The following is a 26981-nucleotide window of genomic DNA, read 5'->3' as shown; positions in this document are numbered from 1 at the left end:
GCCTTCCATGGATAATAGCCCGGTCTTCAAGCAGCGAGCCAAGTCGACATGCCGCGCCGATTCCTGCAGCGCTACATGCCCAAGCCCGAGACGCTCAGGCGCCAGCGCTCCCTGCGCTTCATGAGCCGCCTGATCGCCGACCCCGGCCTGTGGATACTCTCGCGGCGCAGCGTCGCCAACGCCTTCTCGGTGGGGCTGTTCAGCGCCATGCTGCCGATCCCCTTCCAGATGGTGGTGGCCGCCTTCGGCGCCTGGCTGCTGCGCTGCAACCTGCCGCTGTCGGTGGGACTGGTGTGGATCACCAACCCGCTGACCATGCCACTGATCTTCTACGGCAACTACCGGCTCGGCGCCTGGCTGATGCAGACCCCGGCCCGCGAGGCGCCGGAGCGGGTCTCGACGCGCTGGATCGCCGAGCAGATGGCCGACCTCCTGCCGGTCCTGGCGGTCGGCTCGGTCGCCTCGGCGATCATCGCGGGCATCCTTGGCAACGTGGTGATTCGCCTGATCTGGCGCTGGCAGGTATCGCGCAGCTGGAAACGGCGCAACCTGCAGCGCCGTATCCGGCGAGGACAGCTCGAGAAGTGACCCCGGCCCGCGGCCGGGGCGCTCAGGCGGGCTCGATCTGCTCGTTCAGGCGTCCGCCGTCCAGGCGCATCACGCGGTCCTGGTGGGCGGCCACGGCGGGGTCGTGGGTGACCACCACGAAGGCGCAGGCGGTGGTGCGGGCCAGGTCGTCCATCAGCGCGAGAATGCTCGCGGCGGTGGCCTGATCCAGGTTGCCGGTGGGCTCGTCCATCAGCACCAGGCTCGGGTCGGTGACCAGTGCCCGTGCGATCGCCACCCGCTGACGCTCGCCGCCGGAGAGCTCACCGGGCTTGTGGGCGGCGCGCTCGGCGATGCCCACCTTGGCCAGCAGCTCCCGGGCCCGACTCTCCGCCGCCTTCTTGCGCTGACCGCGCACGATCAACGGCAGCGCGGCGTTCTCCAGGGCGGTGAACTCGGCCAGCAGATGATGGAACTGGTAGACGAAGCCGATGTGTCGGTTGCGAAAGCGCCCCAGGGCGGCTTCGCCGAGCGCCAGCAATGACTCTCCGGCGATGAGCACCTCCCCGCGGCTGGGCCGGTCCAGCCCCCCCAGCAGATTGAGCAGGGTGGTCTTGCCGGAGCCGGAGCTGCCGACGATGGCGACCCGCTCGCCGGCGCGCACCTCCAGGGAGAGGCCGTCGAGCACGGTGACGTCCTGGGGCCCCTCGCGGTAGATCCGCGTCAGATCGTGGCACGCCAACATCACCTTGCCGCTGGGGCCTGTCGCTTGGCTCATGGCGCTCTCCTGGTTGACGGTAGCCGAATCATTCATAGCGCAGCACCTCGGCAGGCTGGACCCGCGCCGCTCGCCAGGCGGGATAGAGGGTCGAGAGGAAGGTCAGGCCGAAGGCGGCGGCGACGATATTGCGCACGTCCTCCCAGTGCAGCCGGGACGGCAGGTCGCTGATGAAATACACGCCGGCATCCAGGAACTGGATCCCCAGCGCTGACTCCACCCAGCCGATCAGATCCGAGATGGTCAACGCCAGCAGTATGCCAAGCCCCACCCCCACGGCGATACCGATCACCCCGATCGCCATGCCCTGCACCATGAAGATGCCCATGATCGAGCGCGGCGTGGCCCCGATGGTGCGCAGGATGGCGATATCGGCGTGCTTGTCGGTGACCACCATCACCAGGGTCGAGACGATGTTGAAGGCCGCCACCGCGATGATCACCGTGAGCAGCAGACCGATCATGCGCTTCTCCATCTGGATCGCCTGGAAGAGGTTGCCATGCGAGAAGGTCCAGTCCACGCCGCGATAGCCCGGCCCCAGCTCGTTGACGATGGCCCGGGTCTCGCTGGCCGCGGCGAAGAGGTCGTCGAGCTCGAGGCGCAGCCCTCCCACGGCGTCGCCCAGGCGCGCCAGGGTCTGCATGTCCTCGAGGTTGGCATAGGCCAGATTGGCATCGAGGTCGGCGCCAACGCTGAAGATCCCGCTGACCGTGAAGCGCTTGAGCCGCGGGAAGACCCCCGCCGGGGTAATCGAGGCCTCGGGCACCAGCAGCGTGACCCGGTCGCCGACACCAACGCCCAGATGGCGCGCCAACATGGAACCCAGCACCACATTCCATTCGCCCGGCACCAGATCGTCCAGGCTACCCTGGCGCATATGCTGGCCGATGATCGAGACGCGATCCTCCCACTCGGGATGGATGCCGTTGACCATGGCCCCCTCGTTGCGTCCCGCCACCGAGAACATGCCCTGCTGCTGGATGTAGGGCGCCGCGCCGATCACCCGCTCGCGCTGGGTGAGCTGCTCGGCCAGGGCCTCCCACTCCACCAGGCCGGTTCGCGACTCGATCTTGGCGTGCGGCACCATCCCGAGAATTCGGGTGCGCAGCTCGTGATCGAAGCCGTTCATCACCGACAGCACCAGGATCAGCACCGCCACGCCGAGCATCAGCCCCAGCATGGAGGTCAACGAGATGAAGGAGATAAAGTGGTTACGGCGTTTGGCGCGCACATAGCGCAGCCCGATCAGCAGTGGCAGGCGGTCTAGCATCATGGCGTTCCTTGTCAGCGGGGGATCATGGTACGGTTTTTTGGCCTTGGCTGCACCGGGCGGGCCGCGCGTTTCCGCGATCCTTGCAACTTTGACGGGCACGCCCGGCGCGAGCCTTGATAGACTGGACGCCTACCGAGGTCTCACCGCCTTCCCAGACCACTCGAGAGCCGAGATGTTTCGTACGCTTGCCATGCTGCGCTCGCTGCAGAGCGCCCACGATTCACTGCAGGATACCCGGGAGACCATCCAGCGCGCCTGCGACTACCGCTGGCTGCGCCGGGCCTTTCCCGGCGGGGTGCTGACCGCCAGGTCGCGCCGCCTGCACGACGGCACGCCCGCGGTGACGATTACCCTGCCGTTTGTGGCCACGGCGGAGCGCATGCGCGGCGGCAACTGGCCCAGCGCAGCGGCCGAGCGGGAGGGCTGCCGGGTCGACGGGGCTCACGCCTGCCGGGCCGCCGGCGCGCCGACCTACCGCACCCTGGAAAGCCTCTCCCAGGGACTGGCCCACGGCGCCGTCGGCGTGCTGCCCGACGCCGCCCGCTTCGACTACCTGCTCCGCCAGCGGGCCCTGACCCTGACCTGGCGACGCGTCGCCAGCCTGTCCATCGAGCAGGCCCGTGCGCTGCTGGAGACGCTTGGCGATGACGCAGAGGCGGCCAAACGCGACGGCCTGCTGCTGCTCGAGGTCAGCGTGCCCTGCGCGGATGACGGGGTCCAGGCCAGCGGCGAATGGCTCGACGGCCGGCTCGACCAGTACCGCCGCCTGCTGCCCAGCGCCAAGCGCTCCTGAATGCCAGAGCGCCCCTCGTAGACCTGTCACCGGAAGAGGCTCGAGCGATTCAGCCATCTGCGCTTGCATACCGCGCATACGCCGCCTACATTTCGCCAGCGCCAAGCGCGCAACTCACCAGACTCTCGACGAGGGCTTCGCCTCATGGCCCACCGCCTACTCCCCGAATGGCATCCCCAGGACGCCGTACAGCTCACCTGGCCGGCTCCGACCGGCGACTGGGCGCCCCTGCTCGAACGCATCGAGGCCACCCTGGAAGCCATGGTGGTCGCTATTGCCCGCTATCAGCGGGTGCTGATCAGCGTGCCCGATGCCGCCACCCGGCGCCATCTCGCCCACCGTCTGGCCTGCCTCGGCGTCGCCGCCGACCGACTGATCCTGGTCGTCGCCGACAGCGACGACACCTGGACCCGGGATCACGGCCCCATCGCCGTGGAGCACGATGGCAAGCTCACCCTGCTCGACTATGTCTTCACCGGCTGGGGCGGCAAGTTCGAGGCGGGCCGCGACAACACCCTGACCCGACGCCTGACCGATGCCGGCGTCTACGCCTGCTCTGTCAGCTCTCGGGAACTGGTGCTGGAAGGGGGCGCCATCGACAGCGACGGTGAAGGCACCCTGCTCACCACCGAGGCCTGCCTGCTCAACCCCAACCGCAACCCGACGCAGAACCGGGACGCCATGGAGCGCACGCTGCAGGCGGAGCTCGGTGTCACGCGGGTGCTGTGGCTGGCCAACGGCCACTTGGAAGGCGACGACACCGACAGCCACGTGGACACCCTGGCGCGCTTCTGCGACCCGGGCACCATCGCCTACGTGCGCTGCGACGACGAGGCCGACCCCCACTACCCGGCGCTCGCCGCCATGGAGGCGGAGCTCAAGGCCCTGCGGCGAGCCGACGGCGAACCCTACCGCCTGTTGCCGCTGCCCTGGCCGCGCCCCTGCTTCGACCCGGAGGACGGCCACCGCCTGCCGGCCACCTATGCCAACTTCCTGATCATCAACGGCGCGGTGCTGGTGCCCACCTACGGCGACGCCGCCGACAGTCGAGCGCTGACCGCCCTGGCCGGCGCCTTCCCGGGGCGCGATATCATCCCCATCGACTGCCTGAGCGTGATCCGCCAGCACGGCAGCCTGCACTGCCTGACCATGCAGCTGCCTAAGGGCAGCCTGGCGACACACACCTAAATCAAAGGCGACGATCAGGCCTTGGGTTGTTGCATAGGCACGAAGCGAGGGGTGCCGGAGTCAAGTCGTCGAGGAGGTCCTACGCCAGGGAAGGCGTCGGTAGCGTACAGGGAAGTATTCACAGCGCCTCCTCGCAGACTTGACGCAAGGCCAACCCGAGCGGTTGGTGCGATCTGCGATAGCCTTGGAGTTAAGCCTGGCGCGTTGACACACGAGGAGAGTTTTCATCATGGCCCGTCATCTGAAGGTCGGCCTGGTCCAGCAGCCCGCCTGGCCCGACAAGGCCAGAAGCCTCGCCGAGAGCGAGGCCGGCATCCGCGAGCTGGCCGCCGCCGGCGCCGAGCTGGTGATGCTGCAGGAACTGCACGCCACCCACTACTTCTGCCAGTACGAGGACACCGCGCTGTTCGACCTGGCCGAGCCCCTGGACGGCCCCACCGGCACGCGCTTGGCGGCACTGGCCGCCGAGCTGGATATCGTCCTGGTGGGCTCGCTGTTCGAGCGCCGCGCCCCGGGGCTCTATCACAACACCGCCGTGGTCTACGACCGCCAGCTTGGCGCCGTGGGCCACTACCGCAAGATGCACATCCCCGACGATCCGGGCTTCTATGAGAAGTTCTACTTCACGCCGGGCGATATCGACCCCGGACGCCGCCAGGGCTTCGAGCCCATCGACACCTCGGTGGGTCGGCTCGGCCTGCTGGTGTGCTGGGACCAGTGGTACCCGGAGGCCGCGCGGCTGATGGCCCTGGCCGGGGCGGAGCTCTTGCTCTATCCCACCGCCATCGGCTGGGACCCGGCGGATGACGAAGCCGAGCAGGCCCGCCAGAAGGACGCCTGGACGCTGATCCAGCGCAGCCACGGCGTGGCCAACGGCCTGCCGGTGATCGTCGCCAACCGGGTCGGCCACGAGCCCGACCACTCGGGGGTGGGCCGGGGCATCGACTTCTGGGGCGGCAGCTTCATCTGCGGCCCCCAGGGGGAGCTGCTGGCCCACGCCGGGGTGCAGGCCGAGCGGCTGCTGGTGACCCTGGACATGGCACGCGGCGAAGAGGTGCGGCGAATCTGGCCCTACCTCAGGGACCGCCGCATCGACGCCTACGGCGACCTGACCCGGCGCTACCGAGACTGAAGGCTTAGCGGCTGTAAACGCGGCTGATCCGTCGACTGGCCTGCGCGGAGGCGCTGTAGACCCTTCCCTGGGCGCTACATCCTTCATCCCTGAAGGCTGACCTCCGCTACGGCCAGTCCCCGGCGCCGCTCACGACGGCACTGCCGCCAGGGACTGAGCGTCGGCGTATCACTTCCAGAAGTCGCGAATCGAGGCGATTCCCTGGGCGCCCACCGCTCGGGCGTGATTGGCGTCGAAGCGGGTCATGCCGCCCAGTGCGAAGACCGGCATGGCGGCCCGCTCGACCATTTGCTGGAAGTCGTGCCAGCCCATCGGCGCCACTTCCGGATGCGACGGCGTGGTGCGCAGCGGCGACAGGGTGACGAAGTCGCAGCCGATGCGGGCGGCCTGGGTCAGCTGCTGGCAATCATGGGTCGACGCCGACAGCCACTTGTCTTCGGTGATGGGTCGCCGCTCCAGCGCACCGAGCCGTTCGCTGGTCAGGTGGATGCCATCGGCATCGACCCGGTCAAGCAGCTCGGGGTCGGCATTGAGCAGCAGCCGCGCCCCGTGCTCGCGGCACAGCGCCAGCGCCCGCTCGGCGCGGGCCAGGTAGGCCGCCTCATCCAGGCCCTTGGCACGCAGCTGCACCAGGCGCACACTGTCCTCGGTCAGGGCCCGCGCCAGGCAGGCATCGAAGCGTGCCTCGTCCTGCTCCTCCCCGGTGATCAGATACTCGGTGGGCAGCATCACCGCCCGCAGGATCGGCAGGTTGGCCGCCGGGAAGGGATAGTTGACCAGCTCCTTCATCGGCACCCAGCGCACCGCCTGGCCCTCGCGCCCGAAGGGCTCACCGGTGAACTCGTGCACCTGCCACACATCCAGCAGGATATGCTTGTCGGGGTACTCATGGTGGATGCGGATCAGCGGCTGGGCGCGCTGTATCTCCACCCCCAACTCCTCGTGGAGCTCGCGCTTGAGGCCCTCGAGCCCGGTTTCATAGGGTGCCAGCTTGCCGCCGGGGAATTCCCACAGGCCGCCATGGTCGACGTTGGACGGCCGCCGGGCGAGCAGCACCTCGCGCCCGTCGTTGCTGATGATGGCGGCGGCCGCCACGTGCACCCTTCTTTTCACCATTGCGTTCATTCACCCTTTACCCGCTTGGCCCGCGCCGCTCGCTCGGCGCAGGCATGTTGGTCTGCCGCTACCGCCCTCAGCTGCGGTAATCGGCGTTGATGCTGACATAGTCGTGGGAGAGGTCGGACGTCCACACCGTGGCCCCCTCGCCGCCGCGGCCCAGCGCGATGCGGATGGTGATCTCCTCCCGCGCCATCACCGCGCTGCCGGCCGCCTCGGTATAGCCCGGAGCGCGGCCACCGTGCTCCACCAGGCGCACATCGTCCAGGTCGATGACCACCCGTTCCACGTCGAAATCCGCCAGCGGGGCTCGCCCCACCGCGGCCAGGATGCGCCCCCAGTTGGCGTCCGAGGCGTACAGCGCCGTCTTGACCAGCGGGGAGTGGGCCACCGTGAAGGCCACCTCCAGGGCCTCCTCGCGACTGGCTGCCTCGCTCACCTGCAGGGTCACGAACTTGGTGGCGCCCTCGGCGTCGCGGATGACCGCCTGGGCCAGCTCGGTCATCACCCGCTGCAGGCCGTTGCGGAACACCGCCACCTGCTCGTCGCTGACCACCTCGGCGCCGCGGCCGGTGCTGACCAGCATGCAGGCGTCATTGGTGGAGGTGTCGCCGTCCACGGTGATGCAGTTGAAGGAGCGATCCACCGTCTCGCGCAGCAGGGTCTCGAGCAGCGGCTGCTCGATGGCCGCATCGGTGACCACGAAGGCCAGCATGGTGGCCATATTGGGCTTGATCATGCCCGACCCCTTGCTGATGCCGTTGATGGTCACCGTGCGCTCGCCCATTTCCAGGGTCACGCTTGCCCCCTTGGGACGGGTGTCGGTGGTCAGGATCCCTTCGCCCGCCTGATGCCATGCCTCGGCGCCACCGTCCAGCGCATTGAGCGCCGGCGGCAGGCCGCCCAGCAGCCGCTCCATGGGCAGCGGCTCGCCGATCACCCCAGTGGAGAACGGCAGTACGCTGTCCTGGGGCACGCCGGTCAGCCGCGCCAGCTCGGCACAGGCGGCATAGGCGTCGCGCAGCCCCACCTCGCCGGTACCGGCGTTGGCATTGCCGGTGTTGATCACCAGGAAGCGCGGCGCTTCCTGACGGCCCACGCAGGCCGCCAGATGCGCCTTGGCCACCGTCACCGGCGCCGCACAGAAGGCATTGCGGGTGAAGCTTCCCGCTACCCGGGCGCCCGGCGGGATCTCGATCACCACCAGGTCGCGGCGCCCGGGTTTCTTGATACCCGCCATGGCGGTACCCAGGCGCAGCCCGTCTATCGCCGGCATCACCGGAAAGGTCTCGTCACCCACTGCCATCTCAGGTCTCCTGTCTAAAATCCGCTTCGAGGATCGAGGTACTCGGCCCTCTTCAGTTCAGTTTGCCGCAGCACTGCTTGTACTTCTTGCCCGACCCGCAGGGACAGGGATCGTTGCGGCCGACCTTGGGTCCCTCGCGACGCATCGGACGGCCGTCGGCGCCCGGCGGCAGCGGCGCCCGCTCCCGCCCCTCGGCCGCGGCCAGGTCCGGGGTGTCATGGCGGCTGGCCGCCGCGGCCTTCTCCCGCTCCAGGGCTTCGCGGCGCTGGCGCTCGAGCTCGTCTACCTCCTCGGGCTGGCGCACCTGCACATGGCTGGTGATGCGGGTAATATCGGACTTGATGTTGGTCAGCAGAGTCTGGAACAGCTCGAAGGATTCGCGCTTGTACTCCTGCTTGGGGTTCTTCTGAGCATAGCCGCGCAGGTGGATCCCGCGGCGCAGATGGTCCATGGACTGCAGGTGTTCCTTCCAGCGGGTGTCGAGCACCTGCAGCATGATCTGCTTCTCGAAGCGGCGCATCAGCGCTTCCCCGGCCACCTCGACCTTCTTCTGGTAGGTGTCGCGATGCATCTCCTGCAGGCGCTCGCGCAGTTGCTCCTCGTGGAAGCGGTCATCCTGTTCGGCCCACTCGACGACCGGCGCCTCCAGGTTGAACTCGGTCTTGAGGTGCTCCTGCAGCCCCGGCAGATCCCACTGCTCAGGCAGGCTCTGGGGCGGCACATAGTCGCTGATGGCGAGGTCCAGCACCTCCTCGCGAATCCCCAGCACGTTCTGGGAGACGTCCTCCGCGGCGAGGATCTCGTTGCGCTGCTCGTAGATCACGCGGCGCTGGTCGTTGGCCACGTCGTCGTATTCCAGCAGCTGCTTGCGGATATCGAAGTTGCGGCTCTCGACCTTCTTCTGGGCGCGCTCCACGGCGTTGGAGACCATCTTGTGCTCGATCGCCTCGCCGCGCTCCAGCCCCAGCGCCTTCATCATGCGCTGGACCCGGTCGGAGCCGAACAGCCGCATCAGGCTGTCTTCCAGGGAGAGGAAGAAGCGGGTCGAGCCCGGATCGCCCTGACGGCCGGCACGACCGCGCAGCTGGTTGTCGATGCGCCGCGACTCGTGGCGCTCGGAGCCGACGACATGCAAGCCGCCGGCGGCCAGCACCGCCTCGTGGCGCGCCCGCCACTCCTCGCGCAGCGCCTCGATCTGCGCCTCGCTGGGATTCTCCAGCTTGGCGGCCTCGGCCTCCCAGTTACCCCCGAGCACGATGTCGGTACCGCGACCGGCCATGTTGGTGGCGATGGTCACCGCCCCCGGACGCCCCGCCTGGGCGATGATCTCGGCCTCGCTCTGGTGCTGCTTGGCGTTGAGCACGTTGAAGGCGATCCCCGCCTTCTTCATCAAGTCCGCCAGGTACTCGGAGGTCTCGATGGAGGCGGTACCCACCAGCACCGGACGCCCGGCCTCGGTCTGCTCCTTGACATCCTCGATGATCGCCTCGTACTTCTCCTCGGCGGTCAGGTAGACCAGATCATTGAGATCCTTGCGAATCAGCGGCCGGTTGGTGGGAATGACGATCACGTCCAGGCCGTAGATCTGGCGGAACTCGAAGGCCTCGGTGTCGGCGGTGCCGGTCATTCCGGCGAGCTTGTCGTAGAGGCGGAAGTAGTTCTGGAAGGTGGTGGAGGCGAGCGTCTGGCTCTCGCGCTGAACGGTGACCCCCTCCTTGGCCTCCACCGCCTGGTGCAGGCCTTCCGACCAGCGCCGCCCAGGCATGGTGCGTCCGGTGTGCTCATCGACGATCACCACCTGGCCGTCGTTGACGATATAGTCGACGTCGCGGTGATAGAGGTGACGGGCACGCAGCGCCGAGTGCATATGCTGCAGCAGGTTGAGGTTGCCGGCGGCATACAGCGAGTCGTGCTCGCCGAGCAGGCCCTCGCCGCGCATCAGCTCCTCGACCTTGTTGTGGCCCGCCTCGGTGATCTCCACCTGCTTCTGCTTCTCGTCGAGCAGGAAGTCGCCTTCCACCGGCACCTCCGGGTCTTCGGAGACCTCGCCCTTGACCAGGTGCGTGGCCAGGCGGTCGACCACCTTGTAGAGCTCGGTGTTCTCATCCACCGCCCCGGAGATGATCAAGGGCGTGCGCGCCTCGTCGATCAGGATGGAGTCGACCTCGTCGACGATGGCGTAGTGCAGGCCGCGCTGTACCTTGTCGTCCAGCGAGAAGGCCATGTTGTCGCGCAGGTAGTCGAAGCCGTACTCGTTGTTGGTGCCGTAGGTGATGTCGCAGCCATAAGCGGCGCGCTTCTCCTCGGCGGTCTGGCCGGCGTAGACGGTGCCCACCGTCAGACCGAGGAACTCATAAAGCGGGCGCATCCACTCGGCGTCGCGGCGGGCCAGGTAGTCGTTGACGGTGACCACATGCACGCCCTTGCCGGGCAGCGCATTGAGATAAACGGCGAGCGTGGCCACCAGGGTCTTGCCCTCACCGGTCTTCATCTCGGCGATACGCCCCCGGTGCAGGGTGATGCCGCCGACCATCTGCACGTCGAAGTGGCGCATGCCCATCACCCGTTTGCTGGCTTCGCGCACCGTGGCGAAGGCGTCGGGGAGCAGCGCGTCCAGGCTCTCGCCGCCCGCCAGGCGCTCGCGCAGCTCGTCGGTGCGCGCCTTGATGGCGGCATCATCGGCCGACTCTAGCTGGGGCTCCAGGGCGCTGATCTGAGCGACCTGTCGCTGCATGCGTTTGACTTCGCGATCGTTCTTGGAGCCGACGACCTTGCGTAACAAAGAGTTGATCATGAAACGTCCAGTATCTGCGTGTGGCAATCGGCCGGCGGCAAGGCGCAGAGAGGGGTAGAAGGCCCCGCCGGCGGCTGTCGAAATGTTCCTTGGCGCTACCGCCTGCCAGGCGGGCCACGACGCGTCAGGACATCATGGGCGGCAGTCCAGCGCGGCCGGGGAATGACACGCCAGGGAGGCCGGCGAAGCAGGCCCGGCATCGCCAGGGGGCGCGGCGGCCAGCGGCGCAGCGCCCGCCGACGGGCCACGCAGCGACAGCGAGCCCGCATCAGCGCCGGCGCCAGGATGCAGACCTGGACAATCCGCTCGGAGAGCCTTTGCGTCTCGACCTGACTCAGCCCCGCCGGCAGCAGACAGCTGACCAGCAGCCCCGCCAGCCACCAGCGCGAGCCCAGCCCACGACGCGCCACGCCTGCGGTAGACGAAGGCGTGGCGGAGGGCGCTTGGGCGGCGGCGGCAGGCATGCTGTAGAGGATCTCCCGAGCGTGCTAGGCTCTTGATGAAACACGTGTGCTGAAACACGGACAGAATCCGCGGGTATCGGCTATATCGGCCCCGGCGCCAGGCCCCGCCGGCATCCAAACGCGGGGCGGTCGCGCCGGACGACCGTGCGGATGCCGGCCCGCCGCCCCCGAGAATTAAGCTCATGAGTATAAAGGTTAAGCGCTCACGCGCACAGCCCATGTCGAGACTGCTCGGCGGACGCGGCGAGCTGGCCCCGCTGATGCGCACGGCCAGGGTGATCGATCGCGCCCAGCAGCACCTGCGCGCCCACCTTCCGGAAGAGGTGCGCGAGCACGTCTTCGTGGGCGGCTTTCGCCAGGGCAAGCTGACCCTGATCACCGACCGCGCCGTCTGGCTGACCTGGCTGCGCTATGAACAGCCGCGCCTGCTCGAGCTGCTGCATCAACTGCCGGAGCTGGCAGCGGTCAGCGGCTTCACCCTCAAGGTCCGCCCAGTGCGCCCGATCAAGGCACCGCCGCGCACGGTGCGACGGCTCTCGGCCCCGGCCGGCCGGGAGCTGGAAGAGTGCGCCGCCGATACCGAGGACCCGCGCCTCAAGCGCGCCCTGGAGCGCCTGGCCGCCCATGCTCGCCCGGCGGAATAGGCAGGCAGCCTTCGAACGGTTCGGCTATACCAACCGACGCGGAATGGTGAGGTCCCAGCAGCGACAGAAGACCCGTCGTTCGCCCTCGTAGGCATCCAGGGTCGCATGCAGCAGGAACACCTCGGCGCTGGAGGTCAGTACGGTGCGCGTTACCGTGCTCACCTCCCAGTCCCCCCGCTTCAGCGAACGCTCCCAGCGCGTCTCGCCCTTGATCGAGGCGAAGTCGTCGGCTCGAGAAACATAGCGTTCCACTGCCCGAGTCTGCACCTCGATCCCGCTGTCCTCCAGGCGGATGCGGCCGTTATCGTTGATCACCTCCAGGGTCGAGAGATCCTCGGCGAGATCGCGATGCACATACCAGTTGTGGTGCTCGGGCTCAAGCCGGGTCGCCGCAATGCTCGATGCACCCTCCGACTCGCCGAAGGTGACCAGCGCGGCATCCTCCTCCCGCGACGAACGCACGGGCAGGTGCAGAGCGCTGCCACTGTCGAAGATCGTCAGCCTCACCGGTTCGGGGGGCGGCCAGGCCAGCGGCCAATAGGAAGTCGAAAGCGACAGCCGCAGCCGATGGCCGCAGGGGAAGACCTGGGCCGCATCGTTCAGCTTCACCCGGACCCGATAGCGACGCCCCGGCTCCAGTGGCGTGGGCGCCTCGTGACTCTCCCGGTGGGTCAGGTTGAGCAGCCCATAGGTGACCCGGGTGGCCTTGTCGTCCGGCGCCACGTCGGAGAGCCGCACCGCCAGCATGGCCACGGGACGATCGGCGGCGACCTCCAGCTCCAGCTCCGGCGCGCCCATCATCTCCAGGGCCTCGTCGAGGGGCGGCGTGTCGAAGATCAGGGCCCCGCCATCCTCCTCCCGCTGGTCGTGGGCCAGGTCGGGTCCGGCGGCGTAGGAACACCACTTGCCGGCGAACAGTCCGCAGCTCAGCGGCGACTGCACGTTCAGGGCGCTCTCCTCGCGACGCCGCTTGCCGTCCAGGGTCAGCCGCCCCGGCGCCAACGGCAGCCGCCAGTACTGGACGTTGGGTGACGGCCAGGCCGGTTCCGCCACCCAGCGGCCGGGGCGACAGCCGGGGCGGGTGGTCGGCGGCATGCTGTCCTGCATCCACACCCGGATCACTGGATCCGCCTCCACGCCCCGCTCCAGCCCCTTCAACCAATGATCCCACCAGCGCAGGCACTCCTGCAGGAAACCGATGGCCGGCCCCGGCTCGCCCAGGTGGGGGTACTTGTGGCTCCAGGGACCGATCAGCCCCTTGCAGCACTGAGGAAGCGCCGCCACCAGCCGCTTCACCGCATTGGAGTAGCCGTCGGCCCAGCCGCTGGCAGCCAGCACTGGCACTTCGATCCGCGAGAAGTCCTCGCAGATGGAGCCGTGCCGCCAGTAGGCATCGCGATGCGGGTGTTCAAGCCAAGTGGCCAGCCACAGACCGCTGCCCTCGAGCCGCTGATGCCACAGTTCTCGCCACTCGTCGCCCACCACGTCGGGGTCCGGCGGTAGAGAGTTATAGGCGAACATGGTGGAGGCCCAGGAGAGGTTATCCCCCAGCAGACAGCCGCCCATGTAGTGCACATCGTCTGCGTAGCGGTCGTCGGTGGAGCAGACGCTGACTACGGCCTTGAGCGCCGGCGGGCGGCGCGCGGCCAGCTGCAGGCCATTGAAGCCCCCCCAGGAGATGCCGATCATGCCCACCCGGCCGTCGCACCAGGGCTGAGCGGCGAGCCAGCGCAGTATCGCCTCGCCGTCGACCAGCTCCTGCTCCAGGTATTCGTCCTTCAGGACGCCCCCGGAATCACCGCTGCCGCGCAGGTCGACGCGCAGCGCCGCGTAGCCGTGACCGGCGAAGTAGCGGTGGTGAATGGCATCGCGTCGGGCGGAGCCATCCCGCAGGCGATAGGGAATGTACTCGAGGATCGCCGGCACCGGGCGCTGAGCGGCACCTTCGGGGAGCCAGAGACGCGCGCACAGGCGCACGCCGTCTGGCATGGGAATCCAGACCGGGTCGTGGCACTCGACACCATAGGGAAAAACGTTCACCACTTTCATGCCGTTACCCCCCCCTATCCGGCCCGGCTCAAGCGCTTGAGTTGACGACCAGCGGCTCGATATCGAACGGCAGCATCTCGCGGCACAGCGCGATACGGGCCAGCAGCTCGTCGTGGCTTTCGGCACCCACGAACAGGGTGGCTAACTCCCAGGAGAAGGCATCCTGGTGGCGCATATCGGATAGCCGCATCCCCTCATCGACATTGATCTCGACCTGGGTACCGGGAAAGGTCTGCTCGACCAGCCGAACCTCTTCGACCGTCGGCACCCGACGCACGATGCCGTCCTCGAAGACCCGCAGCATCTGCTTGGCGGCAACGGCATATAGCCCCTCCCGGTGCGGCATGCGCGGTGCGACGCCCAGCGCCACGTCCACCATCACCTGAAAATGCGGTGCGCCGTCGACCAGTTGGAAGATCGCCGCATGGGAGCGGGAGACCCGCGCATTGATTTCCAGCAGCCAGATGCGGTCCTGCTCTGGATCGTGGTAGAACTCTATGTTGAACGGCGCATCGTCATAGCCAATCCACTCGATGAAGCGCCGGGTAGCATCGAACATGCGCTGCTGAACCGCCGCGGGCAGCATCGAGGGATATTCGTAGCGCATCAGCACCGAGCGATACCGATGATCCCGAACGCTATCCACAACGCCCGTCAGGTGCACCATGCCATGCTGTACGTAGCCTTCCAGTGTGCACTGCCGACCGTGTGAGATGATCGACTCGGCGATACAGTGGTGCCCGGTCACCGCTGCTACTTCCTCGGGCAGCTCGGCCTGCGCCATCACCTCGTCGAAAGGCCGGCCGAAACGGCCGATACCCGCGCGGATCTGCGGCAGCACCTCGCGCAGCTGCACCGCATCGGCGACATGGAAGCCCAGATGAGATGAGTGCGCCTTCACCGGCTTGATCCAGAAAGGATAGTCGATACGAATGCTGTCCACTGCGCGCTCATCGAAGGGATCGACGGCCTGGAAGGCCGGAATGCACTCCGGCACCGAGCGCAGCTGCTCGAGCCGGCTCCAGACCTTATGCTCGCACTTGAGCACCGCCTCCAGGGAGGGGCCGGGCAGCCCGAGGTGGCGACGCAGCACCGGGAGCAGTGCACTGGTTGGGAAGTCCCAGTAGCCGACGATGGCGTCCACCGAGCCGGGAAAGCGCTCCAGCTGCACCAGCGCATCCTGCACGAGACGATTGAAGGGGTACTGCCTGGCTCGCACCACCTCATCCAGCGACAGCAGGCCATAGAAGGCATAATCGTCGGCGTGTCGCAGCTGCGGCAGCAGCCGCTGGCTGAGCGCATCGAGCCCGATTACGAACACGTTCCAGGACATCGCTCCTGCCTCCACGCTTATGCCCGACAGCTGGGGCAACCCGACTGACGACGGGAACCCAGCACTTCTTTCAGCATGGTAGATTTCCACAGGAACGACTTGATCTCGAACAAGGGTGCGGCGTGCTTTGACTGGCGATCGCTCCTGTTGCCCGCCCCCACCGACTCGCCTACCCTGGCGGGAAAAGCCCCAGCGCGCCCCTCAGGAAGCCCTCATGCCGCTCAGCAAGACCCAGTCCAGTTTCTATCGTCGCCTCTATGTGACACACCTGATCCGGATCGGCATCGCCAGCGTCCCCGCCATCACGGCCGCCACCGGCATGCCGCGTCGCACGGCCCAGGACACCCTCAAGGCACTGGGCGAACTCGATATCCACTGCGCGTTCGTGCATCAGGCGGGCGAACCACACAACAGTGGCCACTATGTGATCCGCGACTGGGGGCCTATCGATCCCGACTGGGTATCAGCCCATGCGGACCGAATCCGCCTGGCCCTTGGCTATCCCCGAGTGCCATGAATCCCAGGCCTTATCCTCGCGTACGACCACCAGCGCTCAGGCGCAGCGTTGCGCTGTTGGCGCTGGGCGCCAGCCTGGCACTCAGCATCGCCGGCTGCGTCAGCCGCGCCAGCCTGCAGGCCCCCGGCCCCGGCACCGAGCAGCCCCATCTCACCCCCTTTCATGTCATCGCCGATGACGGCTACCGCCTGCCGCTGCGGCACTGGCCCGCCGAGGGGGACCCGCGTGCCGTGGCCCTGGCGGTGCACGGCTTCAACGACCATGGCGGCAGCTTCGAGGTGCTCGCCAGGGCGCTGGCGCCCCACGGGATCCGCGTCTATGCCCATGACCAGCGCGGCTTCGGCACCACCGCGCAGCGCCGGATCTGGCCCGGCCATGGGCGGCTGGTTAAGGACGTGGAACTGCTCGTAGGGCTGCTGCAGGAGCGCTATCCGGAGACCCCGCTCTACCTGATCGGCAAGAGCATGGGGGCGGCGGTGGTCATGCTGGCGATGACCGATGACGCCCCGCCGCCGGTGGCCGGCAGCGTACTGATCGCCCCGGCGACCTGGGGCCAGACCGCCATGCCCTGGTACCAGCGGCTTGGCCTCTGGCTGGGGGTCCGGCTGTTCCCCTCGGTCTCGTTCTCGGTACAGACCGCGCGGCAGCTGGGCATCGAGCCCACCGACGACCCCGAGATACGCCGGATGCTGGCCGAGGACCCGCTGATCCTGCGCCGGGCCCGGATGGACACCCTGCACGGGGTGACCGACACCATGGACCGGGCGCTGGACGCCGCCCCGGACCTGCCCGGCCCCGCCCTTATCCTGTACGGCGACGAGGATCAGGTGATCCCGCCCGAGGCCTTCTGCGCCCTGCTCGAACGCCTCCCTTCACCACAGGAGACGCAGGGCGAGCCGCCCTGGCGCCTGGCGCTCTACCCCGATGGCTACCATATGCTGACCCGCTACAGCGGCCGGGAACAGGTCGAGGCGGACATCGCTGCCTGGCTGCTGGACACCGCCGCCGACCTGCCCTCCGGCCACGAGACGCGCCGCGACCAGGCCCACGAGGCGCTTTGCCACTGACATGGGCGCCACGGCAATCGACCCGGCGAAGGGCAAAATGCCCTAAGCATGGCCCCGGCAAATCAGATTGACATCCGGCGAGATTGGGCAGAGTGTGAATGTATGAGCGCAGATTTTCGCGGTTCCGCCCACCATGACAATGGCTCCCCAGACGAGCTTGCCAAGCCGCTCGACGCCGCCATCGGGCGGCTTGCCGTCGCGAATGCCGTTGCAGACGCCTCCCCCCTGATGTTCGATGCCAGAGGACTGGATACCCTCTTACTACGGCAAATTCCGGTGATCAATCCGCAACCGGCGACCCAGTTCGCACCCCGACTCCATGTCTTTCACTATGATCCGCTCATAAAACGGGCGAGCCGGCCGATATTCCCGCCGTTGAAATAGGTCGTGCCATGCGTCTGGCCCGAGAGAACCGGGCGTCGGGGCGCTAGCCTCAGATACCTGGCACTTGAGCTCGATGAGACCGCTTGCCATCGAGCGCCAATTCTGCCCAGGGCAGAAGGAGAACAACATATGTCGACCGCATCAGAAACCCCGACCTCCAAAGACGTTTCAGGCTGGCTCGACCCGACAATGGATTCGGTCAAAGGAACCGAAACGCCCAAGGACCCCAGCAAGGGGTATATCGCGCTGCTGGGTTGGAGCGTTAATGCCATCAAGGCCGCACAGAAGTTTGACCGCCGCTACCTGGTGGTGGCGCCCGACTGGGCCGCCGATTTCTGTGAAGCCAACAAGATCCCGTACATGCAGTGGGACTTCCTGCGCCTGAATGATCGCTCCGTGGAGATTGCGCAGCGGCTCAAGGAAGAAGGCGTTGACGTGGCCATACCGCTGTTCGAGGAAACCGTCGAATGGTCCGGCGCGATCAACTCCGTCCTGATGGACAACCCCCGCATGTTCGGACAGTCCATCCTGTTCCGGGACAAGGCACTGATGAAGCGACGCGCCCAGCTGGGCGGCATTCGCGTGGGTATCTTCGAGGAAGCCCACGAGAAAGATGACATCATCCGCTTCATGAAGCGGGTCAACCAGACGCTGCTCAAGCTCGACGGCGACCCCGATGACCCGATTCATGTCAAGGCCTTCGACAAGGCCGGCTGCCTTGGACACCGCATGATCCGCAAGATTGATGAGATCGACAGCATTCCGCCCGAAGAGTACCCCTTGCTGATGGAAAGCCACCTCGATGGCTGGGAATTTGCCGTCGAGGCCTGGATCCATGATGGCAAGATCAAGTTCCTCAATATCTCCGAGTACGTGACCCTGGGGTATTCGGTATTCGTTCCCGCCACACGGGAGCTCGAGAGCTGGCGTCCCGCCATCACCAAGCAGATCGAGAAGCTGATCAAGACGTTCGACATCCAGTTTGGCCTGATCCACCCCGAGTACTTCGTGGCGGCGGACGGCGAAATGTACTTCGGTGAGGTCGCCTATCGCCCACCCGGCTTCAAGGCCTTCGAGCTCATCGAGCGCGCCTACGGGTTCAGCGCCTATCAGGCATCGATGCTGGTTTTCGACCCCAAGAGCACCCAGGAGGAGGTCGATGCGTTCTTCCCTCGGGAAGTGGTCGACGCGAAAGGCTACGCGGGTTGCTTTGGCGTCTACCCCAGGCGCCGCGTTGTCAGCAAGCTGGAGATGCCGAAGGAAACCATCGAGCACCCGTACTTCGAGTCCCACGAGCTAGTGGCGCCGACCGAAGAAACGGTGCCGGACCGCTCGGCTTTTGGCACACACTGGGGCCTGTTGTTCTTCTTCGGTGACGACCCGATCACGATGCGGGACCTGCTCAAGGCTCAAGAGGAGCTGGACTTCTACGTCTAGCGCTGCAACAACCCTCCGAGCCCAGTGGACTTCGGTTAGCTGCGTGCCAGACTCCAACGAGGAGCGAAGCGTTGCCGACATCGCCTGTGCGTTCAAAGGCCCTGGGCACCCCTGCGCAGCCAGCTGTGCATGAAGACGAGTTTGCGGCGCACCGCTTGGGAAAGCACAAAGGGGTAGAGATCCGAAAGCCCCATCGCACGATTGATGTGATTGACCGCCATGACCTGATGCGTCGCCACGTGGATCAAATGCTCGGCATCCGCCTCCATGTAGGGGTCCCATCCGGGGTGCGGCAGATCGGCAGAGGAGAGACCTGCGGCAACGAAACTATCGGCGATATCGGTGAGATGTAGCAGGTGGGAAGCGGTTTCAGCCCAGTCCTCGTGGGGGTGAGCGGAGGCATAGGTGCTGACGAAGTTTGAGCGCCAATCAAGCGGTGGCCCTTCGTGATAGTGTCGCGTGAGCGCCGCGGGATAGTCCTGCCGCTCGTCGCCGAACGTGGTTCGGAAGGCGTCGAGAAAATCGTCCCGTAGGCTGAGTCGCCACCAGAGCATATGCGCAATCTCGTGACGCATATGGCCGATCATGGTGCGATAGGGCTCTTCCAGGGCCTCGCGGCGGGTAGTACTCAAGATCGGGTCTGCCTCCGCCACACTGATCGTCACCACGCCCCCGACATGCCCCATGGGCACCGGGGTGTGGCCCTCAGCCAGCATGTGAAATACGGGGCGAGCACCGGGATCCTCTGGTCGAAACCAGTTCCAGCGCCCCAGGTTGTCGAGCACCCAACGCTTGGCGGCTTCGGTCTTGGCCCAGTGAGGAACGGCATTGGGAATGGAGGTATCCGGGGCCAGCTCAGTCATGGCGCAGGCCCGACAGAAGGCGCCCTGCTTGGGGGCGATCCAGTTGCAGCCGATTACATCGCGATTGGCGCAGAAAGGCGGCATGGTAATGAAGGCCCTGGCCTGAGGATCATAGGCAACCGGCGTACCGGTGGCAGTGGCAAGGTTGTCGAACCACAGAGACCCAGAACCGACCGGGTTGGCAAAGACGCGCATGGCAGTGGCTCCTGAACGATGATCGGAGCGGCAGGCCCCGGGGAGCGATAGAGCTGTATGCTGCTACCTCTGGCAGCTTATCATTGATCCAGTCGACACCCCGCCAGCCATCGCTGCCCAACGGAACAGCGACAGGCCCCTGGGCTCATGCTCCCTGCACCACCTCACCGGCAGGTTCACTGCCGTTCCTGATGCCCTGCCCCGGCGCCGCCCTTCCTGCTGGAACGAACTGTCGGCAGGAAGAACCGCAGGGGCTCGCGGCGAAACTCCTCCTTGACGCCGCTCAGCAGGGTGCTCGACTCGATCCGACAGCCCCGCGAGCGCAACGCCACCATCAGCGCCAGCGCGAAGCTCACCCAGAGGTTGACGAAGCCGATCATCATCACGAACAGCAGCCCGACCAGGAAGCTCCCCCAGCCCTGGAAATCGCTGAAGCTGGCAAAGCCCAGGTTGGCCGAGGCAAAGGCCACATGGCGGATGTCCAGCGGCAGGCCCAGCAGATACCCCAGATACCCCGTCATGCCGAGCAGCACGCCAAACAGGAAGTTGCCGGCCAGGGCGCCGTAGTTGTGGTGCAGATAGTGCGCCAACCGCTCCCGTCGCGTCGGCGACAGCCGCTGCAAGGCGGGATGCCCGACCAGCCGCCGCTCCAGGCGGATATGGTCGGCGCGGTTGTCGAAGAAACCGGCCATGATGCCGGCGCAGAACAGCCAGACACCGGCAATGGCCGCGTAGAACAGCGCCAGGCTGTGCAGCGGCGAAATCGCCCTGAGCTGATAGGCGATCTGCTCGCTTGAGAACAGCGCCTGGCCGCTGACCGCCAGCGTGGCCGCCGTGATGGCGAAGGCGGTCGCCAGTGCCGCGGCGACATTCCCCCAGACGGCGCCCCACTGGGAGCGGTTCACGTCCCGCAGCAGCCTCGCCAGCTTGCGACCCAGGGCCTTGCCGTGTCGATTGCGCTCCACCTCGGCGGCAAAGCTGGCCGCGGTCATGGCGGGCTGCTTGGTGGCGATGGTGAAGTGCAGCAGGTGGATCAGCACGAAGCCCAGCCCATAGTTCAGGCTGACCAGCACCGCCTGGGGCAGCGGCGCCAGCCCCCATGACTCGATGGTGATCTTGATCAGCGCCATCACGGCGATGATCACCCCGGCGCCGGCCGCGGTGGCGAACAGCCGCAGGTAGCTGGGCAGATCGCGGGAGATGTAGCGCTCGCCGTGGTCGCTCTTGTTCTGGGTGACGCTGCGCGACACCATTCGCGTGCTCTTCTTCCATACGGCGCGGATGCTGTCCTTCTCCGCCGTCGCCAGCAGCAGCTCCTGCCAGAGCTGCAGCGCAGTTCTCGGGCCGGCCACCCGGTACTGCGGGCCGATCAGCACGACCAGCTTCTCGATGCGCTTGAGCGTCTCTTCCAGGCGCTCGATCAGGTGGGAGGCATTGGCGGACGACCCCAGGCTGCCGGCCCCGCGCCGCCGGAAGCGGGCGACCTGCTCGCGGCATTGATCCAGCATCACCCAGAGGTGGTCGAGGGCCTCGGTTTCATCGCTGCCGATTCCATCTTGCGGTGCGGAGCGCCGCTCCACGAAGGCGTGGACCTCCCGCTGCAGGGCGATCAGGGGGGAGTCGATGCGGGTCAGGCGCGCATCGATGCGCATCAGTTCCGGGTCGAGCTCCTCCGCAGCCACCCAGATGGCCAGCATCTCCAGGGCGTAGAGGCACTCGTCTTCCAGGTGCACGCGAGCCTGGTGACGGGTGTCGGGACCCAGGGCCGCCAACAGGACCCGGGCCAGCCGCAGCCAGGCGACGGCGGGCAGGGCTTCGAGCCAGGGCTTGTCGTGGCGGGTGATCAGGCTGGCCAGCAGGTCGCTGGAGTCCTCACGATCCACCGGCGGCGGGTTGAGTCGATCGTAGAGCCGGGTGGTGATCTCCCGCAACAGGCCCTCCCGGGAGAGGATCCCCAGCCGCACCAGCGCCGGGTAGATCTCCAACCGGGAGAAGCGGCCGAAGATGCCTTCCGCCAGCCGGCGGGCCTGCTCCGGTCGATCGCGCAGATGCCGCACCAGCGTATCCATCCGCTCGCTGGCCCGCTCGGGGCTGCCGGCACGCAAGTAGTGGAACAGGCTCCCCAGGCAGGCCTGCAGGCCTGCCCCTTCGGCAAGGGAGGCCAGGGCGTTTTCAGGGCGGAAAAAGGCAGTCATTCAGGCGTGAGGTCCATGCTGTCTCGGGCTTCACCGCGCGGCCGAGCCAGGCGGTGAAGCGTTCGGGGCGACCATGATGCCTCCCGGCCACCCCCGGTGCCAGCGATAGCCCATTAAAAAAGCGGCGGGCAAGGCCCGCCGCGAAACGATCAGAACAGCGCTGACCGAGAGAGATGCTCGAGGCGTTCAGAGCTCGAAGCCGCGGCCGAAGTCCTCGCTGGAGAGCGCCATCAGCGATTCGGCGCCGGCCTCGATGGCCTGCTTGTGGGCGCGGGTGCGCGGCAGCAGGCGCTGATAGAAGAAGCGCGCGGTGTTGAGCTTGGCGCGATAGAAGGCCGCATCGTCAGTGCCCTCGACCAGGGTCGTCTGGGCCTGCTTGGCGGCGCGGGCGAACAGGTAGGCCAGGGTCGCGTAGCCCGAGTACATCAGGTAGTCGACGCTGGCCGCCCCCACTTCCTCGCGATCGTTCATGGCCTTCATGCCGATGCCCATGGTCAGCTCGCCCCACTCGGCGTTGAGCTTAGCCAGCGGACGCACGAATTCGGCCAGTTCGGTGTTGCCCTCCTCCGCCTGGCAGAACTTGTGGATCTGCTTGGTAAAGACCTTGAGACTCTCGCCCTGGCTCATCAGCACCTTGCGGCCCAGCAGGTCGAGGGCCTGGATGCCGGTGGTGCCCTCGTAGAGGCGGGTGATGCGAGCATCGCGCACCAGCTGCTCCATGCCCCACTCCTGGATGAAGCCGTGGCCGCCGAAAACCTGGACCCCTTCGTTGGTGGCCTCGAAGCCCACCTCGGTGAGGAACGCCTTGACGATGGGGGTCAGCAGACCCAGCAGGGTCTCGGCCTGCTCACGCTCGGCGGCGTCCTGACCGTGCTCGACGACATCGATCATCTGGGCGGTGTAGAGCACCAGCATCCGGCCGCCCTCGGCGAAGGCCTTCTGGGTCAGCAGCATGCGCCGCACGTCCGGATGAACGATGATCGGGTCGGCGGGCTTCTCGGGCGCCTTCGGGCCGGCAAGCGCGCGCATCTGCAGGCGGTCACGGGCATAGGCCAGGGCGTTCTGGAAGCTCGCCTCGGTGAGCCCCAGGCCCTGGATGCCCACGCCGATGCGCGCGGCGTTCATCATGGTGAACATGCAGGCCAGGCCCTTGTTGGGCGCGCCCACCAGGAAACCCTTGGCGCCATCGAAGTTCATCACGCAGGTGGCGTTGCCGTGGATGCCCATCTTGTGCTCCAGGGAGCCACATACCACACCGTTGCGCTCGCCGGGCTCCCCCGCCTCGTTGGGCAGGAACTTGGGTACTACGAACAGCGAGATCCCTTTCGAGCCCTCCGGGGCGTCCGGCAACTTGGCCAGCACCAGGTGGACGATGTTCTCGGCCATGTCGTGCTCGCCGGCGGAGATAAAGATCTTGGTGCCGGTGATCTCAAAGGCGCCATCGTCGGTGGGTACGGCGCGGGTCTTGATCAGGCCGAGGTCGGTGCCGCAGTGGGGCTCGGTGAGACACATGGTGCCAGTCCAGGTGCCCTCGACCAGTTTGGTCAGGTAGGTGGCCTGCTGCTCATCGGTGCCGTGGTGACGCAGGGCGTCGGCGGCGCCGTGGGAGAGCCCCGGGTACATGCCCCAGGCCAGGTTGGTGGCGCAGACCATCTCGTTGAGCACCATGGCGAGCGACGGCGGCAGCCCCTGTCCGCCGTGGGCGGGGTCGGCGGCGAGGCTCGGCCAGCCGCCCTCCACGTACTGGGCGTAGGCCGCCTTGAAGCCCTTGGGCGCCTTGACCTCGCCGCCCTCCAGCAGGCAGCCCTCCTGGTCGCCGCTCTGGTTCAGCGGCAGCAGCACCTCGCGGGCGAAACGCGCGCCCTCCTCCAGGATGGCGGCCACCACGTCGGGAGAAGCCTCCTCGCCGCCGGGTAGGCGTGCGTAGTGGGCCGGGTAGTCCAGCAGCTCATCCATCACGAAGCGAAGGTCACGCAGGGGGGCCTGATAGTCGGGCATCTCGAACTCTCCAAATCCACAATCGCGCCGCAGAGGGGCACCTGAAGTCGGGCGTGTGAAATCGACGCCGGCCGATTTCAAACATGTGTTTGAAACTAGCCGCCACGAGACAACAAGTCAAGCGTTCGTTTGATCTCAACCTGCACCGCGGCATGTGACTTGGCTGGCGGCCGAGCCTGAACCTGACCGCCAGGCCTCGTCCGCTTGACTCCGGCCTCTTCTGCTAAACTGAGGCCTAAATGAGAACGGGCAAGTCATGACACCGCTCATGGTGACCCGCACGCTGGCCTCTCCCCTACTGGTGGCGTGTGAGCCCCGCAGCTACCGCTAAGTGGGCTCCTCGGACACCCCGGCCTTTCGCGACGTCGCCATGCCGGCCTCACTGTCGCAACGCCAGTGTCAGGAGGAGTGTCTCGATGAGCGACTACCAGCTGGGCAACTACTCTCGGCCAGTCACCACCTCCTCGGATCAGGCACAACGCTGGTTCGATCAGGGGCTGATCTGGCTCTACGGCTTCAACCACGAAGCGGCCATCGGCTGCTTTCGCCGGGCGCTCGCGGCGGACCCGGACTGCGCGATGGCGCAGTGGGGCATTGCCCATGCGGCCGGCCCCAACTATAACCAGCAATGGGAAACCCTCGAGCCGGAGGAGCAGCGCGAGGCCATGGCGCTGGCGCGTCCGGCGGCGAAGGCGGCCGCGTCACTCGTCGAGCGGGTCTCGCCGGTGGAGCGCGCACTGATACAGGCCGTGCAGCACCGTGCGCCCGCAGAGACGGTCGAGGATTTCAGCCCCTGCCTCGACGGCTATGCCGACGCCATGCGCGAGGCCTATCGCAGCTACCCTGACGACCTCGATGTCGCGGCGCTCTTCGCCGAGGCCCTGCTGAACCGCACCCCCTGGCAACTCTGGGACCTGCCTACCGGTGAACCCGCCGCAGGTGCGGACACGCTCGAGGCGAAGGCGGTCCTCGAGCGGGCCTTTGCCGAGGTCGAGGACGCCTGGGAGCATCCGGGCCTGCTGCACATGTACATCCATCTGATGGAGATGTCGCCGCATCCCGAACTGGCGCTACGCCACGGTGACCGCCTCAGCACCCTGGTGCCCGATGCGGGCCATCTGATCCACATGGCGACCCATATCGATGTGCTCTGCGGGGACTATCATAACGTGGTCAGCCGCAACGCCCTGGCGATCGCCGCGGACCGACGCTTCCTCGAGCGGGAGGGGGCGGAAAACTTCTACACGGTGTATCGCTGCCACAACTACCACTTCAAGATCTACGGCGCGATGTTCCTGGCCCAACCGACCCCGGCGCTGGAGGCGGCGGACGAGCTGGTCGCCACGCTGCCCGAATCCCTGCTGCGCCAGATGGCCGACTGGTTCGAGGCCTTCGTGCCCATGAAGCAGCATGTACTGATCCGCTTCGGGATGTGGGAAGCCATTCTGGCCCAGCCGCTGCCCGAGGATGCGACGCTCTACGCCACCACGCTGGCGATGATGCGCTACGCCCGAACGGTGGCCCTGGCCAATACCGGCGACATCGAGGAGGCCGAGGTGGAACGGGACAGGTTCTTTGCCGCCCAGGCGGCGGTGCCCCAAAGCCGCCTGCTGTTCAACAACACGGCCGAGGACATCCTGAAGGTGGCCGAGCAGATGATGCTGGGCGAGCTGGCCTACCACAGCGGCCACCACGATGCCGCCTTCGCGCATCTCTACACGGCCGTCGAGCTCGACGACACCCTGCCCTACGACGAGCCCTGGGCCTGGATGCAGCCGACCCGGCACGCGCTGGGGGCATTGCTGCTGGATCAGGGGCGAGTGGACGAGGCGGAGGCGGTCTACCGTGCCGACCTCGGCCTCGACGACACCCTGAGCCGCGCCTGCCAGCACCCGCAGAACGTCTGGAGCCTGCACGGACTGTACGAGTGCCTCACCCGGCGCGGTGAAACCCTGGAGGCGCGGCACATCAAGGCCCAGTTGGAACGCGCAGCGGCCCGCGCCGAGGTCTCGGTGCGGGCCTCCTGCTACTGTCGCCGCAGGGTGGCGACCTGACCGCCGCCACTCAGGGAAGGCGTTGCAGAGCGCGAGGGGCGGGCAACGCCCATCGCCCCTTGCCCCTGCCCGAAGGGCCTACTGCATGCGGATACCGCCGTCGAGGCGGATCGTCTCGCCGTTGAGCATGGCGTTGGTGATGATCTGCTCGGCCAGCCGGGCGAACTCGTCGGGCTTGCCCAGCCGCTTGGGGAAGGGCACCGAGGCGGCCAGCGCCGCGGCGGCCTCGTCGGGGATCTCGCTCATCATCGGCGTCTCGAAGACCCCGGGCGCAATGGCCATGACGCGGATGCCGTGGCGCGACAGCTCCCGGGCCGCCGGCAGGCTCATGCCCACCACTCCGGCCTTGGAGGCGCTGTAGGCGCACTGCCCTACCTGACCGTCGAAGGCGGCCACCGAGGCGGTGTTGATGATCACCCCGCGCTCGCCGTCCTCGCCGGGGGCGTTGCCGGCCATGGCGGCGGCGGCCAGGCGCATGACGTTGAAGGTGCCCACCAGGTTGATCTGGACGGTACGGGCGTAGGCGTCCAGGTCGGCGGGGTTACCCTCCCGGTCGACCAGCTTGGCCACGCTGACGATACCCGCGCAGTGCACCACGCCAGCAAGGCCCCGGTCGCCGCTTAAGGCGACGGCGGCGTCCACGGCGGCCTGGATGTCGTCGCCTGAGGTGACATCGCCACGGCAGGCCCGGGCGGCCTCGCCCAGGCGCTCGGCATGGGCGTCCACCGCGTCGCTGAGATCGCAGAGCACCACGCGGCCACCGCCGGCGACGATGCGTTCGGCGGTGGCCGCCCCCAGCCCGGAGGCGGCACCGGTAATCAGAAAGGTGTTGTCCTTCAGTTGCATCTAGCCTGT

General features: G+C 67.1%; 22 protein-coding genes. 10 read left to right on the top strand and 12 right to left on the bottom strand.

Annotation, left to right across the window (positions count from 1 at the left end):
• Nucleotides 1-48 precede the first annotated feature (48 nt).
• Entirely contained in the window at nucleotides 49-588 is a 540-nt protein-coding gene (locus HOP52_RS08680) for a DUF2062 domain-containing protein (protein ID WP_238976980.1), read from the top strand.
• Nucleotides 589-610: 22 nt separating this feature from the next.
• On the opposite strand, the gene HOP52_RS08675 is transcribed toward HOP52_RS08680, so the two are convergent.
• Together HOP52_RS08675 and HOP52_RS08670 are read right to left on the bottom strand one after the other, a co-directional pair.
• A complete protein-coding gene (locus HOP52_RS08675) occupies nucleotides 611-1324 on the bottom strand; it encodes an ABC transporter ATP-binding protein (RefSeq protein ID WP_238976979.1) in 714 nt (237 codons plus the stop codon).
• Nucleotides 1325-1352: 28 nt separating this feature from the next.
• Nucleotides 1353-2594: a lipoprotein-releasing ABC transporter permease subunit gene (locus HOP52_RS08670; RefSeq protein WP_238977170.1), complete on the bottom strand. Its 1242-nt coding sequence runs from the start codon at nucleotides 2592-2594 to the stop codon at nucleotides 1353-1355.
• A gap of 175 nt (nucleotides 2595-2769) precedes the next feature.
• Between HOP52_RS08670 and HOP52_RS08665 the strand changes: the two genes are divergently transcribed.
• The 3 genes from HOP52_RS08665 (at nucleotide 2770) to HOP52_RS08655 (ending at nucleotide 5710) form a co-directional block, all read left to right on the top strand.
• Entirely contained in the window at nucleotides 2770-3390 is a 621-nt protein-coding gene (locus tag HOP52_RS08665; protein WP_238976978.1) for a hypothetical protein, read from the top strand.
• A gap of 144 nt (nucleotides 3391-3534) precedes the next feature.
• Nucleotides 3535-4578 carry an agmatine deiminase family protein gene (locus HOP52_RS08660; protein WP_238976977.1) on the top strand — a complete coding sequence of 348 codons (1044 nt, stop codon included), beginning with the start codon at nucleotides 3535-3537 and terminating at the stop codon, nucleotides 4576-4578.
• Nucleotides 4579-4807: 229 nt separating this feature from the next.
• A complete protein-coding gene (locus HOP52_RS08655; RefSeq protein ID WP_238976976.1) occupies nucleotides 4808-5710 on the top strand; it encodes a carbon-nitrogen hydrolase in 903 nt (300 codons plus the stop codon).
• 168 nt (nucleotides 5711-5878) lie between these two features.
• Here HOP52_RS08655 and HOP52_RS08650 read toward each other — a convergent pair whose 3' ends face one another.
• The 4 genes from HOP52_RS08650 to HOP52_RS08635 all read right to left on the bottom strand — a co-directional run bounded on the left by HOP52_RS08650 (nucleotide 5879) and on the right by HOP52_RS08635 (nucleotide 11390).
• Nucleotides 5879-6826, bottom strand: a complete 948-nt coding sequence (locus HOP52_RS08650) for a Nudix family hydrolase (protein WP_238977169.1) — start codon at nucleotides 6824-6826, stop codon at nucleotides 5879-5881.
• 76 nt (nucleotides 6827-6902) lie between these two features.
• Entirely contained in the window at nucleotides 6903-8132 is a 1230-nt protein-coding gene (gene argJ / locus HOP52_RS08645) for a bifunctional glutamate N-acetyltransferase/amino-acid acetyltransferase ArgJ (RefSeq protein WP_238976975.1), read from the bottom strand.
• A gap of 52 nt (nucleotides 8133-8184) precedes the next feature.
• Nucleotides 8185-10926 carry a preprotein translocase subunit SecA gene (secA, locus tag HOP52_RS08640; RefSeq protein ID WP_238976974.1) on the bottom strand — a complete coding sequence of 914 codons (2742 nt, stop codon included), beginning with the start codon at nucleotides 10924-10926 and terminating at the stop codon, nucleotides 8185-8187.
• A 95-nt stretch (nucleotides 10927-11021) separates the two neighbouring features.
• On the bottom strand, nucleotides 11022-11390 hold the full coding sequence (locus HOP52_RS08635; RefSeq protein WP_238976973.1) for a hypothetical protein: 369 nt from the start codon (nucleotides 11388-11390) through the stop codon (nucleotides 11022-11024).
• A 182-nt stretch (nucleotides 11391-11572) separates the two neighbouring features.
• On the opposite strand from HOP52_RS08635, the gene HOP52_RS08630 reads away from it, so the two are divergent.
• On the top strand, nucleotides 11573-12034 hold the full coding sequence (locus tag HOP52_RS08630; RefSeq protein WP_238976972.1) for a DUF721 domain-containing protein: 462 nt from the start codon (nucleotides 11573-11575) through the stop codon (nucleotides 12032-12034).
• A 24-nt stretch (nucleotides 12035-12058) separates the two neighbouring features.
• Here HOP52_RS08630 and HOP52_RS08625 read toward each other — a convergent pair whose 3' ends face one another.
• Nucleotides 12059-14083 carry a CocE/NonD family hydrolase gene (locus HOP52_RS08625; RefSeq protein ID WP_238976971.1) on the bottom strand — a complete coding sequence of 675 codons (2025 nt, stop codon included), beginning with the start codon at nucleotides 14081-14083 and terminating at the stop codon, nucleotides 12059-12061.
• Between the two features lie 28 nt (nucleotides 14084-14111).
• Nucleotides 14112-15416: an ATP-grasp domain-containing protein gene (locus HOP52_RS08620; protein ID WP_238976970.1), complete on the bottom strand. Its 1305-nt coding sequence runs from the start codon at nucleotides 15414-15416 to the stop codon at nucleotides 14112-14114.
• Between the two features lie 214 nt (nucleotides 15417-15630).
• Between HOP52_RS08620 and HOP52_RS08615 the strand changes: the two genes are divergently transcribed.
• The 4 genes from HOP52_RS08615 to HOP52_RS08600 all read left to right on the top strand — a co-directional run bounded on the left by HOP52_RS08615 (nucleotide 15631) and on the right by HOP52_RS08600 (nucleotide 18821).
• Nucleotides 15631-15933, top strand: coding sequence for a winged helix-turn-helix domain-containing protein (locus tag HOP52_RS08615; protein ID WP_238976969.1), 303 nt, complete (start codon nucleotides 15631-15633; stop codon nucleotides 15931-15933).
• Complete coding sequence (locus tag HOP52_RS08610; RefSeq protein ID WP_238976968.1) at nucleotides 15930-17000, top strand: alpha/beta hydrolase; 1071 nt, start codon at nucleotides 15930-15932, stop codon at nucleotides 16998-17000. The genes HOP52_RS08615 and HOP52_RS08610 overlap by 4 nt, the downstream gene beginning before the upstream one ends.
• 102 nt (nucleotides 17001-17102) lie before the next feature.
• The gene (locus HOP52_RS08605) at nucleotides 17103-17384 is read left to right on the top strand and encodes a hypothetical protein (RefSeq protein ID WP_238976967.1); all 282 of its coding nucleotides are present in this window, start codon (nucleotides 17103-17105) and stop codon (nucleotides 17382-17384) included.
• A 189-nt stretch (nucleotides 17385-17573) separates the two neighbouring features.
• The gene (locus tag HOP52_RS08600; protein ID WP_238977168.1) at nucleotides 17574-18821 is read left to right on the top strand and encodes an ATP-grasp domain-containing protein; all 1248 of its coding nucleotides are present in this window, start codon (nucleotides 17574-17576) and stop codon (nucleotides 18819-18821) included.
• A gap of 92 nt (nucleotides 18822-18913) precedes the next feature.
• Here HOP52_RS08600 and HOP52_RS08595 read toward each other — a convergent pair whose 3' ends face one another.
• The 3 genes from HOP52_RS08595 to HOP52_RS08585 form a co-directional block, all read right to left on the bottom strand.
• On the bottom strand, nucleotides 18914-19879 hold the full coding sequence (locus HOP52_RS08595) for a zinc-binding metallopeptidase family protein (protein ID WP_238976966.1): 966 nt from the start codon (nucleotides 19877-19879) through the stop codon (nucleotides 18914-18916).
• Between the two features lie 176 nt (nucleotides 19880-20055).
• A complete protein-coding gene (locus tag HOP52_RS08590) occupies nucleotides 20056-22074 on the bottom strand; it encodes a site-specific recombinase (RefSeq protein WP_238976965.1) in 2019 nt (672 codons plus the stop codon).
• A 186-nt stretch (nucleotides 22075-22260) separates the two neighbouring features.
• Complete coding sequence (locus tag HOP52_RS08585; protein ID WP_238976964.1) at nucleotides 22261-24072, bottom strand: acyl-CoA dehydrogenase C-terminal domain-containing protein; 1812 nt, start codon at nucleotides 24070-24072, stop codon at nucleotides 22261-22263.
• 416 nt (nucleotides 24073-24488) lie between these two features.
• Here HOP52_RS08585 and HOP52_RS08580 point away from each other — a divergent pair, with 416 nt between their 5' ends.
• Complete coding sequence (locus HOP52_RS08580) at nucleotides 24489-26126, top strand: tetratricopeptide repeat protein (protein WP_238976963.1); 1638 nt, start codon at nucleotides 24489-24491, stop codon at nucleotides 26124-26126.
• Nucleotides 26127-26204: 78 nt separating this feature from the next.
• Here HOP52_RS08580 and HOP52_RS08575 read toward each other — a convergent pair whose 3' ends face one another.
• Entirely contained in the window at nucleotides 26205-26972 is a 768-nt protein-coding gene (locus HOP52_RS08575; RefSeq protein ID WP_238976962.1) for an SDR family NAD(P)-dependent oxidoreductase, read from the bottom strand.
• Between the last annotated feature and the right edge of the window lie 9 nt (nucleotides 26973-26981).

Source organism: Billgrantia campisalis (assembly GCF_022341425.1).
GTDB classification, from domain to species: Bacteria; Pseudomonadota; Gammaproteobacteria; order Pseudomonadales; family Halomonadaceae; genus Halomonas; species Halomonas campisalis.
This window is presented reverse-complemented; position numbering and strand designations above follow the sequence as displayed.

Excerpts from the sequence above, each read along its gene's own strand:
- argJ (WP_238976975.1), bottom strand. The coding sequence starts at position 8,132 with ATGGCAGTGGGTGACGAGACCTTTCCGGTGATGCCGGCGATAGACGGG.
- HOP52_RS08600 (WP_238977168.1), top strand. The coding sequence starts at position 17,574 with ATGGATTCGGTCAAAGGAACCGAAACGCCCAAGGACCCCAGCAAGGGG.
- HOP52_RS08670 (WP_238977170.1), bottom strand. The coding sequence starts at position 2,594 with ATGCTAGACCGCCTGCCACTGCTGATCGGGCTGCGCTATGTGCGCGCC.
- HOP52_RS08595 (WP_238976966.1), bottom strand. The coding sequence starts at position 19,879 with ATGCGCGTCTTTGCCAACCCGGTCGGTTCTGGGTCTCTGTGGTTCGAC.
- HOP52_RS08585 (WP_238976964.1), bottom strand. The coding sequence starts at position 24,072 with ATGCCCGACTATCAGGCCCCCCTGCGTGACCTTCGCTTCGTGATGGAT.
- HOP52_RS08615 (WP_238976969.1), top strand. The coding sequence starts at position 15,631 with ATGCCGCTCAGCAAGACCCAGTCCAGTTTCTATCGTCGCCTCTATGTG.
- HOP52_RS08680 (WP_238976980.1), top strand. The coding sequence starts at position 49 with ATGCCGCGCCGATTCCTGCAGCGCTACATGCCCAAGCCCGAGACGCTC.
- HOP52_RS08655 (WP_238976976.1), top strand. The coding sequence starts at position 4,808 with ATGGCCCGTCATCTGAAGGTCGGCCTGGTCCAGCAGCCCGCCTGGCCC.
- secA (WP_238976974.1), bottom strand. The coding sequence starts at position 10,926 with ATGATCAACTCTTTGTTACGCAAGGTCGTCGGCTCCAAGAACGATCGC.
- HOP52_RS08630 (WP_238976972.1), top strand. The coding sequence starts at position 11,573 with ATGAGTATAAAGGTTAAGCGCTCACGCGCACAGCCCATGTCGAGACTG.
- HOP52_RS08590 (WP_238976965.1), bottom strand. The coding sequence starts at position 22,074 with ATGACTGCCTTTTTCCGCCCTGAAAACGCCCTGGCCTCCCTTGCCGAA.
- HOP52_RS08675 (WP_238976979.1), bottom strand. The coding sequence starts at position 1,324 with ATGAGCCAAGCGACAGGCCCCAGCGGCAAGGTGATGTTGGCGTGCCAC.
- HOP52_RS08650 (WP_238977169.1), bottom strand. The coding sequence starts at position 6,826 with ATGGTGAAAAGAAGGGTGCACGTGGCGGCCGCCGCCATCATCAGCAAC.
- HOP52_RS08620 (WP_238976970.1), bottom strand. The coding sequence starts at position 15,416 with ATGTCCTGGAACGTGTTCGTAATCGGGCTCGATGCGCTCAGCCAGCGG.
- HOP52_RS08635 (WP_238976973.1), bottom strand. The coding sequence starts at position 11,390 with ATGCCTGCCGCCGCCGCCCAAGCGCCCTCCGCCACGCCTTCGTCTACC.
- HOP52_RS08625 (WP_238976971.1), bottom strand. The coding sequence starts at position 14,083 with ATGAAAGTGGTGAACGTTTTTCCCTATGGTGTCGAGTGCCACGACCCG.
- HOP52_RS08610 (WP_238976968.1), top strand. The coding sequence starts at position 15,930 with ATGAATCCCAGGCCTTATCCTCGCGTACGACCACCAGCGCTCAGGCGC.
- HOP52_RS08580 (WP_238976963.1), top strand. The coding sequence starts at position 24,489 with ATGAGCGACTACCAGCTGGGCAACTACTCTCGGCCAGTCACCACCTCC.
- HOP52_RS08605 (WP_238976967.1), top strand. The coding sequence starts at position 17,103 with ATGAGCGCAGATTTTCGCGGTTCCGCCCACCATGACAATGGCTCCCCA.
- HOP52_RS08575 (WP_238976962.1), bottom strand. The coding sequence starts at position 26,972 with ATGCAACTGAAGGACAACACCTTTCTGATTACCGGTGCCGCCTCCGGG.
- HOP52_RS08660 (WP_238976977.1), top strand. The coding sequence starts at position 3,535 with ATGGCCCACCGCCTACTCCCCGAATGGCATCCCCAGGACGCCGTACAG.
- HOP52_RS08665 (WP_238976978.1), top strand. The coding sequence starts at position 2,770 with ATGTTTCGTACGCTTGCCATGCTGCGCTCGCTGCAGAGCGCCCACGAT.